The 13,604-nt window shown below is 28.7% G+C and carries 15 protein-coding genes; 8 read left to right on the top strand and 7 right to left on the bottom strand.

Annotated elements, in window-relative coordinates; genetic code table 11:
- Positions 1 to 21: 21 nt before the first annotated feature.
- From CP960_RS10020 to CP960_RS10000, 5 genes are all read right to left on the bottom strand, one after another.
- On the bottom strand, positions 22 to 606 hold the full coding sequence (locus CP960_RS10020; protein ID WP_101185273.1) for a LutC/YkgG family protein: 585 nt from the start codon (positions 604 to 606) through the stop codon (positions 22 to 24).
- Positions 596 to 1,972 (bottom strand): lactate utilization protein B, encoded by a 1,377-nt coding sequence (locus CP960_RS10015; protein WP_101185272.1) that lies wholly within the window; start codon positions 1,970 to 1,972, stop codon positions 596 to 598. Before CP960_RS10015 ends, CP960_RS10020 begins: the two co-directional genes overlap by 11 nt.
- Positions 1,965 to 2,711 (bottom strand): (Fe-S)-binding protein, encoded by a 747-nt coding sequence (locus CP960_RS10010; RefSeq protein ID WP_101185271.1) that lies wholly within the window; start codon positions 2,709 to 2,711, stop codon positions 1,965 to 1,967. Before CP960_RS10010 ends, CP960_RS10015 begins: the two co-directional genes overlap by 8 nt.
- Positions 2,712 to 2,794: 83 nt before the next feature.
- On the bottom strand, positions 2,795 to 3,358 hold the full coding sequence (locus CP960_RS10005; RefSeq protein WP_101185270.1) for a class I SAM-dependent methyltransferase: 564 nt from the start codon (positions 3,356 to 3,358) through the stop codon (positions 2,795 to 2,797).
- Entirely contained in the window at positions 3,349 to 3,792 is a 444-nt protein-coding gene (locus tag CP960_RS10000) for a deoxycytidylate deaminase (protein ID WP_101185269.1), read from the bottom strand. Before CP960_RS10000 ends, CP960_RS10005 begins: the two co-directional genes overlap by 10 nt.
- Positions 3,793 to 3,870: 78 nt before the next feature.
- Here CP960_RS10000 and accB point away from each other — a divergent pair, with 78 nt between their 5' ends.
- The 3 genes from accB (at position 3,871) to CP960_RS09985 (ending at position 7,348) form a co-directional block, all read left to right on the top strand.
- On the top strand, positions 3,871 to 4,335 hold the full coding sequence (accB, locus tag CP960_RS09995; RefSeq protein WP_101185268.1) for an acetyl-CoA carboxylase biotin carboxyl carrier protein: 465 nt from the start codon (positions 3,871 to 3,873) through the stop codon (positions 4,333 to 4,335).
- Positions 4,336 to 4,348: 13 nt separating this feature from the next.
- Positions 4,349 to 5,689 (top strand): acetyl-CoA carboxylase biotin carboxylase subunit, encoded by a 1,341-nt coding sequence (locus CP960_RS09990; protein WP_101185267.1) that lies wholly within the window; start codon positions 4,349 to 4,351, stop codon positions 5,687 to 5,689.
- Between the two features lie 222 nt (positions 5,690 to 5,911).
- Positions 5,912 to 7,348 carry a DEAD/DEAH box helicase gene (locus CP960_RS09985; RefSeq protein ID WP_101185266.1) on the top strand — a complete coding sequence of 479 codons (1,437 nt, stop codon included), beginning with the start codon at positions 5,912 to 5,914 and terminating at the stop codon, positions 7,346 to 7,348.
- Positions 7,349 to 7,371: 23 nt separating this feature from the next.
- Here CP960_RS09985 and CP960_RS09980 read toward each other — a convergent pair whose 3' ends face one another.
- The gene (locus CP960_RS09980) at positions 7,372 to 7,593 is read right to left on the bottom strand and encodes a hypothetical protein (RefSeq protein ID WP_101185265.1); all 222 of its coding nucleotides are present in this window, start codon (positions 7,591 to 7,593) and stop codon (positions 7,372 to 7,374) included.
- Positions 7,594 to 7,852: 259 nt separating this feature from the next.
- Between CP960_RS09980 and CP960_RS09975 the strand changes: the two genes are divergently transcribed.
- Positions 7,853 to 9,433: an inorganic phosphate transporter gene (locus CP960_RS09975; protein WP_101185264.1), complete on the top strand. Its 1,581-nt coding sequence runs from the start codon at positions 7,853 to 7,855 to the stop codon at positions 9,431 to 9,433.
- A gap of 2 nt (positions 9,434 to 9,435) precedes the next feature.
- Here CP960_RS09975 and CP960_RS09970 read toward each other — a convergent pair whose 3' ends face one another.
- Entirely contained in the window at positions 9,436 to 9,843 is a 408-nt protein-coding gene (locus tag CP960_RS09970; protein ID WP_101185263.1) for a response regulator, read from the bottom strand.
- Positions 9,844 to 9,913: 70 nt separating this feature from the next.
- On the opposite strand from CP960_RS09970, the gene CP960_RS09965 reads away from it, so the two are divergent.
- From CP960_RS09965 to bluB, 4 genes are all read left to right on the top strand, one after another.
- Complete coding sequence (locus CP960_RS09965) at positions 9,914 to 10,831, top strand: AEC family transporter (RefSeq protein ID WP_101185262.1); 918 nt, start codon at positions 9,914 to 9,916, stop codon at positions 10,829 to 10,831.
- Entirely contained in the window at positions 10,831 to 12,609 is a 1,779-nt protein-coding gene (asnB, locus tag CP960_RS09960; protein WP_101185261.1) for an asparagine synthase (glutamine-hydrolyzing), read from the top strand. Before CP960_RS09965 ends, asnB begins: the two co-directional genes overlap by 1 nt.
- A 75-nt stretch (positions 12,610 to 12,684) precedes the next feature.
- Entirely contained in the window at positions 12,685 to 12,987 is a 303-nt protein-coding gene (locus CP960_RS09955) for a hypothetical protein (protein WP_101185260.1), read from the top strand.
- Entirely contained in the window at positions 12,981 to 13,604 is a 624-nt protein-coding gene (gene bluB, locus CP960_RS09950; protein ID WP_101185259.1) for a 5,6-dimethylbenzimidazole synthase, read from the top strand. The genes CP960_RS09955 and bluB overlap by 7 nt, the downstream gene beginning before the upstream one ends.

Genomic DNA, 13,604 nt, shown 5'->3' with positions numbered 1-13,604 from the left:
CTTTAAGCCTATATTATATCATTATGAAATAAAAATTACATATCCTGATTTTGGTCCATGTGCTCCAATTACTAAAGATTGTTCAATATCTGCAGTTTTTGAAGGTCCACTAACAAACACTCCATAACCAGATTCATCAAAAGATAACTTTTCATATGCTTCGTGCATATTATTTAAAATATCCTCTTTTTTTACTACAATAACAATATTTTCAGAAATAAAATATAAACCTCTATGTCTATTTTGTTTATTTTTCAGCCATACAGCACCATTTTCTGCAACGGCAAAATTTCCTTTTACAATACATAAATCAATATCTTTTAAATTATGTACATCCTCTTGTGCATTTGCATCAAATGTTCCTAAAGAACAAGTTTCAACATTTGTAGCTACTATTTTTGCTTCAGGATAAAGCTCTTTAATTGTTTGGTCTAAATCTTCTTTTTTTATATCTAAGGCTTTTCCTCCAACATTTTCAAGCATTTGAGAAAACATATGAAACTTATCTTCAAATGTAATTCCAAAGTTATCATAAGATGGAAGAGGCATATCTTTTACAACATTATTTTGTTTAATTTTAGCTAGAATTTGCTCTTTACTTGTCATCTTCTAATCCTTTTTTATATAACTCTTTAAAGCTATTTTTTGGCATTGGTGGTAAATCTCTTTGTTTTCCCCAAACATTTGCTTTATTATAAATAAATGATTTTGGAAGAATAGGAACTATTTTTCTTGCTACTTTTCCTGCAATATCAAATAATAAAGGATGAGACATTAGCCAAGATGTTGCTTTCATTGCAAACTTCTTTTTAGAATCAATAATATCTTGTGCTGTTAAATCTTGTCTATGATTATACAGTTGTGAATCCAAATCAATTTTTACAGGACAAACATGAGAACAAGAACCACATAAAGTACAAGCAAATGATAGAGTTTTATGTTTCTTAGGGTCTCTAAATGTTCCTAAAGTTGAACCAATAGGTCCTGGAATAACATACTCATATGAATGCCCTCCACTTCTTCTATAAATAGGACAAGTATTCATACATGCTCCACATCTAATACAGTTTAATGCTTTTTGATACTTTTGAGACTGTAAAAAAGGTGTTCGTTTGTTATCTACAATTATAATATGCATCTGTCCACCCTCAACTGGCCCAGCAAAATGAGATGTATATGAAGTAATAGCTTGTCCTGTGGCACTTCTTGCAAGTAATCTTGTAAATACTCCTAAATCTTCTAATCTTGGAATAACTTTTTCTATTCCCATAGAAGCAATATGAAGTTTTGGTAAATTTGCACCCATATCAGCATTACCCTCATTTGTGCAAACTACAACTGCTCCTGTATCTGCAATTGCAAAATTAACTCCCGTAATTCCTGCATCTGCATCTAAAAACTTTTGTCTTAAATCAGCTCTTGCAGCTCTTGTTAGATAAGTAGGGTCATAATTACCTTTTTGTGTTCCCATTTTTTCATGAAAAGTATCAGAAACATCTTGCTTTTTCAAATGTATTGCAGGTAAAACTATATGAGAAGGTGGCTCTTTTCTCAGTTGAACAATTCTTTCTCCTAAATCTGAATCAACAACTTCTATTCCTTTTTCTTCTAAAAAAGGATTTAAGTGGCACTCCTCAGTTAACATAGATTTTGATTTTACTACTTTTTTAACACTGTTTTTTGATAAGATTTTATACATAATCTCATTATGTTCTTGCGCATCTTTTGCCCAATGAACAGTTATTCCTTTGTTTGTAGCATTTTTTTCAAACTCTAATAAATATTTATCAAGATTTGCCATTGTATGAGTTTTGATACTATTTGCATACTCTCTTATTTGTTCCCACTCAGGAATAGATTTAGTTGCCTTATCTCTTTTCTCTCTTACAAACCATAAAGCTTGGTCATGCCAATGCATTCTTTCATCATTTGCAACAAACTCTTTTGCATTTTGTGGATGTTTATTACTCATATTTAACTCCTGCAAGTATTTCAACTATATGCATAACTTTAATATTTTCATTATTTCTATTAATAATTCCATCCATATGCATCAAACAAGACATATCTGCACCTGTTATTACTTGTGCTTGAGAATCTATGTGATCTTTAATTCTATCTTTCCCCATAGCAACTGAAATATCCTCTTCTGTTACACTAAATGTTCCACCAAAACCACAGCACTCATCATCTCTTTTTAAAGAAACTATTTCAATATCTTTTACTAAGGCTAATAGATTTTTTAATTTAGATTCATAAGGAATATTAAGCTCACTAGCACTTCCAAGTTTAAGCATTCTATGCCCATGACATGAATTGTGTACCCCTACTTTATGAGGGAAACTCACATCAAACTTCTCAACTTTTATAATATCATGTAAAAACTCACAAATCTCATATATTGATGTTTTTACTTTATTGTAATCACTATCATTGTGAAAAAATGGTTCATAATGCTCTTTTACCATAGAAACACAAGAACCACTTGGAGCAACAATATAATCATAATCTTTAAAGTTCTCTACAAACTGTTTTGCTAATGTCTCAACATCTTTTGAACAGCCTGAATTAGCCATTGGTTGACCACAGCAAGTTTGACTCATAGGGTAATCAACATCTAAATTTTGTTCTTTTAAGATTTTAAGTGTTGCCATACATATATCTGGATAAAGCTCATTCATAAAACAAGGTATAAATAATCCAATTTTCATGCAAACTCCTTTTAGTTATAACAGATTTTACACTACAAATATGAAAAAGTTATGATATTCTTATCAAAAATGCCTTTTTTAGGCTATTTTTCAAGAAAAATAGTACAATCATTTTCTAAATAATTATCTTCTACACTAACTTTATTACTTAGTTTTTTACAATAACTTAAAATATTATCTTTATTTATATTAGTAAAGCTATGAGTTTTTAAAAAATTAAAAACAAAACCTTTATTGCTTGCAAAAAAACAGTTTTTAATAAAACTTTTCATCTGTACTTGAGTCAATAAATTCATAGCTCCACTACAAATATAATAGTCTGCAAAAGGTAATTTATCATTTAATACATCAAGCTTATAAAATTTATAGTTTGGAAATCTTGTTTTACTGATTTGAATCATATGCTCTTCACAATCTATTCCAATATAACTTTTAAAATAAAGTTTTCTATTTTGTAAGAAATTTAAGTACTCTGCAAAACCACAACCAGCATCAATAATACTTATATTTTGCTCTTGATTTATATATTTTGAAATAACCTCAAACCTTACATATTGGGAAAATTTGGAGTTCCAGTGAACTCCCCTTGCTGTTATTCCATATTTTAAAATAGCTTGTTTATAAAAAGTGTGATTATCTAACTGCATTGAACAATTTGTTCTATTATTACACCATTATCTTTTATGAACTTTGTAACTACATCTGAATTAGTATGTTCATAAGCTCTATCATAAACTATTCTTTTAATACCACTTGCAATTAAATTTTTTGAACAATCTGCACAAGGTTCTAAAGTTACATAAATAGTGGCACCTTCAATACTAATTCCATTTCTTGCTGCCCAAATAATTGCATTCATCTCTGCATGAATCTCATAAGTTTTTGACCAATCATGGTGCTCTTTTGTATATTCACCTTCCCAATGTTCGCAACAGTTTACATATCCAGCTGGTGTTCCATTATATCCTGTTGAAAGTATTCTTCCATCTTTTACTATTACTGCACCAACTTGTTTTGACACACATTTTGATGCACTTGCTATCTCATGAGCAATATTTATAAAATTTCTATCACTTAACACTTAAACTCCATAGATTAAATTGGTTTATAATCATTTTTTTGCTATATTATAGCGAAAATTAATCAAAAAAGGTACGTCATGGATTTTAAAGAAATTAAAGAACTAATTAAAGTATTTGACAAAAGTGAACTTAATAAACTAAAAATAAAAGAGAGCGATTTTGAGATTTCTATGGGGAAAGGATTTGATGGAACTGTTGAAGTTGCTTCTGCACCTGTAGCACAACAAATTGCTGCTCCTTCTCCAAGTATAAGTGCACCAGTTGAAACTTCTTGTACTACTGAAAAGAGTACTCAAACTTGTTCTGATACTATCAATTCACCAATGGTAGGAACATTTTACGCTGCTCCATCACCTGATTCTTCAGCATTTGTAAAACCAGGGGATACAGTTAAAAAAGGTGATACTTTATGTATCTTAGAAGCTATGAAAATTATGAACGAAGTAGAAGCTGAGTGTGATTGTAAAATTTTAGAAGTATTAGTAAATGATGCTGATCCAGTTGAATTTGATATGCCACTGTTTACAATAGAAAAATTATAAGAAAGAGCTAAATATGGCCGAAATTAAGAAAATTTTAATAGCTAATAGAGGTGAAATTGTTCAAAGAGCTATTAGAACAATTAGAGAGATGGGAAAAACTTCAGTTGCAGTTTATAGTGCAGGTGATAAGAATGCATCTTATTTAAAACATGCAGATGAAGCAGTTTGTATTGGTGGAGCTAAATCAGTAGATTCTTACTTAAATATTCCAGCAATAATTACAGCAGCTGAAATGACAGGTTGTGATGCAATTTTCCCTGGTTATGGTTTCTTATCTGAAAATCAAGACTTTGTTGAGATTTGTAGATTACATGGTATTAAATTTATTGGTCCTTCTGTTGAAGTTATGGAAAAAATGGCTGATAAATCAAAAGCTAAAGAAGAGATGGTAAGAGCAGGTGTTCCTGTTGTTCCTGGTAGTGAAGGAGCTATTCATTCACTAGATGAAGGAAGAGAAATTGCAAAGCAAATTGGTTATCCAATTATGGCTAAAGCTGCTGCTGGTGGTGGTGGTAGAGGAATGAGACTTATTAATGAAGAGTCAGAATTTGATCAACTATTCATGTCAGCTTCTTCTGAAGCCCTTGCAGCTTTTGGTGATGGAACTATGTATTTAGAAAGATTTATCAATAATCCAAGACATATTGAAGTTCAAGTTGTTGGTGACTCACATGGTAATGCAATTCATATTGGTGAAAGAGATTGTTCATTACAAAGAAGACACCAAAAAGTTATTGAAGAATCACCTGCAATTTTATTAAATGAAGAAACAAGACAAAAACTTTTAGATGTTGCAGTTAAAGCTACTAAATACTTAAATTATGAAGGTGCTGGAACATTTGAATTCTTAGCAGATGACAAGCAAAACTTCTACTTTATGGAGATGAATACAAGACTTCAAGTAGAACATCCAGTATCAGAGATGGTATCAGGAATTGACATAATTGAACTTATGATTAAAGTTGCTGAAGGGGAAAAAGTTCCACCGCAAGAAGAGATTAAATTTAGAGGTCATGCAATTGAGTGTAGAATTACAGCAGAAGACCCTATTACATTCTTACCTTGTCCAGGAAAAGTAAAACAATGGATGGTTCCTGGTGGAAGAAATGTAAGAGTTGATTCTCATGTTTACACAAACTATGATGTTCCTCCATATTATGACTCAATGATTGGAAAACTAATTGTTTGGGGAAGAGATAGAGATAAAGCGATTAATATTATGAAAAGAGCATTAAATGAATTTGAAGTAGAAGGAATTAAAACAACTATTCCATTTCATATGAAAATGATGCAAAATGATGATTTTAAAAATAATAACTACGATACAAAATACTTAGAAAACTACAAAGGTTAAAAGTAGGGCAATAAGCCTTACTTTAACTCTAAAGCTTAAATTTATATAAAATTAGATATAATTGGGCAATTATACACAGTTATATACCTATTTTACTTTGATTTCAACTCAGAGATTTTAAATTATTGACACCCAATTATTTATCATAAATTTTTTTAAAAAAAAGAACAAAAAAGAAGTTATATAAAGTGTATTTTAAATTCAAATATACGAAGGTAAGAAGTGACTTTTAAAGAGTTCAATTTCAAAACAAATTTACAAAAATCAATTGATGATGCAGGTTTTAAAGAGCCTAGTCCAATTCAGCAAGATGCAATTCCTGTTATTTTAAAAGGAAAAGATATAGTTGGTCAAGCTCATACAGGTACAGGAAAAACTGCAGCATTTGGTTTACCAGTTTTAAATATGATGAAGTGCAATAAAGAAGTAGAAACAGTTGTAATTGTTCCTACAAGAGAACTTGCGATGCAAGTATCAGATGAGTTATTTAAGTTTGGTAAAAATCTAAATATAAATACTGCAACAGTTTATGGTGGACAATCATATAGCAGACAATTAAAGCATATCTCTAATGCTTCAGTTTTAATAGCAACTCCTGGTAGGTTTTTAGACTTATTAAGAGGTAAAAAAATAGAAATCAAGCCTAACTTTGTGATTCTTGATGAAGCAGATGAAATGCTAGATATGGGATTTTTAGATGATATTAAAGAGATATTTACATATATGCCAGAAAATAGACAAACACTTATGTTTTCAGCAACTATGCCAAGTGCAATTAAGCAATTAGCAAAAAATATATTAAATGAACCAGAGTTTATTACTATTACAAAAAGTGAAATAACAAACTCAAAAATCAAACAATCATTTTATGTAGTAGATGAGTATGAAAGAGATGATGCCCTACTAAGATTATATGATTATAAAAATCCAGAGAAATCTATTATTTTTTGTCGAACAAAAAAAGAAGTTGATAGACTTTCTACATTTTTAGTATCTCAAGGCTTTAGTGCAAAAGGTCTTCATGGAGACATGGAACAAAGACAAAGAGAAGAAGCAATTAATGCTTTTAAAAAGGGAAGACTTGAAGTACTAATAGCTACTGATGTTGCTGCTCGTGGTTTAGATGTAAATGATGTAACGCATGTATTTAATTACCACTTACCATTTGATTCTGAAAGTTATGTTCATAGAATTGGAAGAACAGGAAGAGCAGGAAAAGATGGAATGGCAGTTTCAATTGTAACTCCTCATGAATTTAGAATGTTACAAAAGATTCAAAAAACAACTGGTGGAAAACTTGAAGCTAAAACTATTCCAAATATCAAGTCAGTTAAAGATAAAAAAACTACTACTTTAATTGGAAAAATTAAAGAGCAAGAGGTTGATGAAGCTGCACTTAAAATAGTAGAAGAGCTTAAAGAAGATTATGATATTTCTACAATTGCATTTAAACTAGCTTCAATGCTTACAAACTCAACTTATGTTAAGGGTAATAACTCAATTGGTAAATCGCATAAAGATATTCAAAAACTAATTGAAAGTGCTGCAAGACACGGAGGAAGAGATAATAGAAGAGGTGGAAACCACAGAAGAAGAGGTGGAAACTTTAGAAATAGAAGTAAATCTAATTCTTCAAATAGAAGACGAAGAAGTAACTAAAAATAAAGAAGGTATTCCCTTCTTTATTTACTACTTTTGTAATATTTAATTACCGCTCTTTTTGCTTTTTTATAAGCTGCTTTAGTATCTCTACCAAAACCTCTAAATACTCCATCTTTATTGAAGAATTCAACCATTTCAAGTTTACCTTTTTTAGTATCAACTACTCTAAATATATTAAAGTCTTGTTTCATTTCTTCAATTTTAGGAATATCGTTTTTTGTTAAAATTCTAATACTTAACATAACTACTCCTTTATGTATTTTCTCTATATTTTATAGCCATTATATATATAAAATCTTAAGAACTCATTAATTAATTATTTTATTTTACTATTTAAATACTATTAAATTTCTAAATTCAAAAAGAATAATATATAGAGAATTTAAATATTATAAATATTAAATCTATATATTTTTTAAGCTTTCTTAAAGGTTATGTAAAGAATTATCCATTACAATACTATATAAATTAAATTACAAAATGGTTACATAAAGGGTTACATTGGACTTTGAAACTATCAATAAGATGGATAAAGCTACAGATAAGACACTTCCAGGCTTTGCTAAACTATCATTAGGACTACTATTTATAGTTGTTGTATTTTTGTGGAGTTATACTTCTCATGGTAATGTTCCAAATAATTCATTTTTAATTATTGGAGCAGTATTTGGTGCATATATGGCTATGAACATTGGAGCAAATGATGTTGCTAATAATGTTGGGCCTGCAGTTGGGTCAAAAGCAATGACAATGTTCTGGGCAATTGTAATAGCAGCTACTTTTGAAGCAGCTGGTGCATTAATAGCCGGTGGAGATGTTGTTAAGACTATAAAAAAAGGAATAATTGATCCTGCATTAATCTCTGACCCTGATATATTTATATGGGCAATGACTGCAGCTTTATTATCTGCTGCTATATGGTTAAACTTTGCAACTTCAGTAGGTGCTCCTGTTTCAACCACACACTCAATAGTTGGTGGAGTAATGGGTGCAGGTATAGCAGCTGCTGGCTTCTCTATTGTTTCATGGGGAACAATGGGTAAAATTGCTGCTTCTTGGATAATTTCTCCACTCTTTGGTGGTATTATTGCTGCAGGATTTTTGTTTTTTATTAAGAAAAATATTATGTTCCAAAAAGATATGGTAACTTCTGCTAAAAAATTTGTTCCTTATTTAGTTGCTGTGATGTCTTGGGCTTTTTCTACATATTTAATCTTAAAAGGTGTAAAAAGATTAATAAAACTTGACTTTTTAACTGCATCTATTATTGGTTTATTTATTGCAGTAGCAGTATATTTTCTAGTAAAACCACTAATATCAAAAGCTGCAAGTAAAATTGAAAACAATAGAACAGGAATAAACTCACTATTTACAATTCCACTTATTTTTGCTGCTGCTTTATTATCATTTGCCCATGGTGCAAATGATGTTGCAAATGCCATTGGTCCACTTGCAGCAATAAACGATGCTGTTGTTAGTTCTGCTGTTTCAACACAAGTTGGTATACCTTTTTGGGTAATGGCAGTAGGTGCTATTGGTATTGCTATTGGTTTAGCACTTTATGGGCCAAAACTTATTAAAACTGTTGGTTCAGAAATTACAGAATTAGATCAAGTTAGAGCTTATGCTATTGCTATGGCAGCTGCTGTAACTGTTATTATTGCAAGTCAACTAGGACTTCCTGTATCATCAACACATATTGCTGTTGGTGGAGTATTTGGAGTAGGATTCTTAAGAGAGTTCTTAGACTCTAGTGAATCAAAAATCTTAAGTGATATTAGAAAAAAACTTAAAAAAGATAAAAAAACTTTAGATAAACATGAAAAAGAACTAATTGAGCTTGAAGATAAAGAGAAAAAGAGCAAATCTGATTACATAAGAATTGTAGAACTTTATAAACTTATTGAAGAAAAAATTGAACAAGTTAGAGTAGAAAAAAGAGACTTTAAAGCTAAAAAAAGAGTTAAATATGTAAAAAGAGATGCCGTTAAGAAAATTGTAGCTGCTTGGGTTATTACTGTTCCTGCTGCTGCTTGTTTATCTGCATCAATCTTCTTTATGATAAAAGGAATTATGTCGTAAGATTACTTACAGTAATCTCCGACTTCCCCTTTTATTGCCTTATCAATACTAGTTAATAAATCTTTTATTTGAATAGGTTTTCTTAAATAGTGAGCAAAATTCTTTGATATTTCTGTTATACCATAATCATCACAATCATAAGCAGAAACTGCGATTATTGGAGTCTTTTGTTTACAGTTTTTTCTAATTCTTTTAGCCATATCTAAACCTGATATTTTTGGCATATTTATATCAGTAATAATTGCATCTAATCTATTATGATGCTTTTTATATGTATCAATACCTTCACTTCCATCTTTTGCAGTAAGAACATCTTTAAAAATAGATTTCAAAAGTGAACTTGTATGCTCTCTTATAAAATCATCATCTTCTACATATAAAATATTTAGTTTTTGTAAATCTTTAATCATATTGAAAATATATCAAACATTATATTACTTTATGATAAAATTGTAGTTATTTTATAAGTAAAGGTATTCTATCGAAACATTAATCTCAGTACTTCCTGTCTATTTTTTTATACTTATTGGATTAATAACAAAAAAAGCTTTTAAAGAGAAGATTGATGAAAAAAGTTATGTGATTTTATCATTTTATTTTCTTCAACCTATTTTAGTATTTTGGGGATTAACAAAAAGTCCTATTGATTATGGTTTTATTATGTCTCCTTTTATCTTTTATTGTGCAATTTTTTCAGTTTTAACACTGCTTTTACTATTCTCAAATGCAATTTTTAAAAATAGTAAAGATAAAACTATTTTTTTAGCAGTATCATTAGTAGGGAATACAGGGAATATAGGAGTTCCTTTAGGGATTGCACTATTTGGAGAACAATCAGTTCCTTATACAAGTATTATTAATATTGCAAATATGTTTTTCATATACTTATTTAGTGTATATTTTTTTGCAAAAGATAGTTTTAGTGTGAAAAAATCAATAAGCTCAATTATCAAACTTCCTGGACTTTGGGTTGCTTTTTTTGCAATCTTAATAAACTATTTTCAAATTCCTATTCATAATGATATATCAAGAGTTTTACAAATGGGTGCATATGCAGCTATGGTTTTACAACTTATAGTATTTGGTGTTTACTTAAGTGAAGTAAAATTAAAAACAATAAATTGGAAATTATCTTTGCATATATCATTTATAAAACATATTCTTCTTCCAGTAGTTGGAATTATTATCGTATTACAAAGTGATTTAAGCGTCTATGTGGCTTCAATTTTAGTTATGCAGCTAATGGTACCTCTTGCAGTAAATAATGTAAATTTAGCAGCTTTATATAACTGTAAGCCTTATGATGTAACTGCAAGTGTACTAATATCAACTATTTTATTTTCAGGATTGCTATATTTTTACTTATATATTATTAAATATTTTATAGGAGATGCTTAGTGTGTGGTATATTAGGTGGTAACTTTATAGATGATAGATTTGATAAAGCAATAAAATTCATAGAAAATCGTGGCCCAGACTATCAAGAGATTAAACAAATACAAAACAATACCTTTGCTCATACAAGATTATCAATTATTGATTTACATAGCAATGCAAATCAACCTATGGTTTTTGATGAAATTCTACTTGTATTTAATGGTGAAATTTATAATTATAAAGAGTTAATCAAAGAGCATGATTTAAAATGTCAAACTCACTCAGATACAGAAGTTATCATAAGACTTTATCAGAAGTATGAAAAAAATTTTTTAAACTTTTTAAATGGAATGTTTAGTTTTTGTATCTTTGATATGAAAAAACAAACTTTTTTTTGTGCAAGGGATAGATATGGCAAAAAGCCATTTTTTTACTACTTTAAAGATAATAAGTTTATCTTTTCCTCATCAATTAAATCAATATTAGAACTACTTGATAAAAAACCAAAACTAAATAAAGTTGCACTATCACAATATATGCAATATTTTGTAAGTTTAGATGAAAATACCTTTTACCAAGATATTAAAAAACTAAAAGCAGCAAACTATCTTTTTTTAGAAAATAATACTTTAGAGATTAAGAAGTATTACAAAATCAATACCTATAAAAAAATAAAAGATGAAAAAACTGCAATAAATGATATTGAAGAGCTTTTATATAAAAGTGTAAATACAAGACTAACATCTGATGTTGAAGTGGGTTCTCTTTTAAGTGGAGGAATTGATAGCTCTTTGATTTCAGCACTTTACACAAATATTTCAGGAAAAAAAATACATACTTTTAGTGTAGGGTATGATGAATATGAAAATTATAGTGAACTAAAGTATGCACAACTTACAGCAAAGCATATTGGCTCAATTCACCATCCATTAGTTATATCACAAAAAGATTTTATAAATAGCTTTGAAGAGACTTTAGAAGCACTAGAAGAGCCCCATGCAGATAGTGCTGCTATTCCTTTATTTCTTTTAACAAAAAAAATTAAACAAATGGGAATAAAAACTGTATTAAGTGGAGAAGGCAGTGATGAAATATTTTTAGGCTATGATAATTATGCAAAATTTTTAAAATATTATGAGTTTGAAAAAACATTACATAAAAATCAAACAAACTTCCTAAACAGTATAATATCTGCTTTACAAAATAATACAAAAGAGAGCGAATATTTAAGAAGAATAATTAAAAAAGAGAATCTTTATAATGGTTTTGGAGAAGTTTATACAGCTATTCAAAAGAAAAAGCTATTTAAAAAAGTACCTACTTTTAAAAGTGAAACGGCAAAAAAAGACCCAGTTGATTGGATGAGTTATATAGATTTAAAAGTTTGGCTAGGGCAGGGCTTATTAAGTAAAGTTGATAGGGTATCTATGGCTAACTCTTTAGAAGTTAGAACACCTTTTTTAGATTACAATTTAGTAAATTATATGTTTAGTATTGATTCTAAAATAAAAGTAGGGGATACAAATAAATATCTTCTTAAAAAAATAGCTTCAAAATATATCCCTGAAAAAATTATTAGAAGAACAAAAAAAGGATTTAATTCTCCTTTTAATGAGTGGATTCAAAAAGAGTATAAAGATGAAATATTAAACTTAATTTTACGAGTAAATAAGCAAACAGATCTATTTAATGAAACTTATATAAAAGAGATATACGAGCTTGCAAAGGATAAGAAGTTTAAACAACATCTTTGGTCATTATTTATATTTTCTAAATGGTTTGAAAAAGAGTATTTATAAAAACTGCTTAAATAATATACATCTTTAAATCAATATTAGATATTATTTTAGAAGCTAATAATTATGAGGGAAAAAATGAATATACTAATTCCAGTAGACTGCAACAGTAGACATGAAGCTATAATAAGTGCCATTGAAGAAGCAAATTATTGGGCTTATATTGACTTAGATGAAGGAAGAATAGTAAATTGTGACTTTTTTAAAGACAGAAAAGAAGCAAATTGCTGGATTGATTACATCATTGTTATAAATGAAACTGATTATATAGTTGATTTTAAGCAAAAAGAGATTGCTGTTCTTAGTGCAAATGAAGAAAAAAGTATTGATGAAATAGTTGAGTCTTTTTTATTAGAAAAATTAAAACCACTTAAATGTTAAACTTTTCTACTAAAGAGTTAGATACTTTAACTAAAATAATTAACTCTAGAAGAGATGTTAGAGGTAACTATTTTAATGATAAAAAAGTATCTAATAAAGAGTTGAAAATTATTTTAGAATCTGCTTTACAAGCACCATCAGTAGGATATTCTCAACCTTGGCGTTTTAAAATTGTAAAAAATAAAAGTATAAAAAATAGAGTTTTCAAACAGTTTGATAAAAGCTATAAAAAAAGCTTTAAAAAATTTAAAAAAAGACCACTTTATAAAAGTTTAAAGCTTGAAGGTATAAAAGAAGCACCTATAAATATTGCTGTATTTTATAAAAAAAATAAAAAACAAGTACTAGGGCAAACTTATATGAAAAGAAGTGGAGAATACTCTGTTGTTTGTGCAATTTGCAATATGTGGTTAACAGCAAGAGCTATGAATATTGGACTTGGTTGGGTATCAATAGTAAAACCAAAAAAAATCAATAAAATCTTAAATATTTCAAAAGAGCATAAACTAATAGGTTATTTATGTATTGGATATACAAAAGATTTTTTAGAAGAGCCAGAATTGAAAACATTAAAATGGGAAAAGAAAAAAAGCTTAAAAGAGTGTATTCTTAAATAA

This window comes from Malaciobacter halophilus (assembly GCF_002837275.1).
In the GTDB taxonomy this organism is placed as follows: domain Bacteria; phylum Campylobacterota; class Campylobacteria; order Campylobacterales; family Arcobacteraceae; genus Malaciobacter; species Malaciobacter halophilus.
This window is presented reverse-complemented; position numbering and strand designations above follow the sequence as displayed.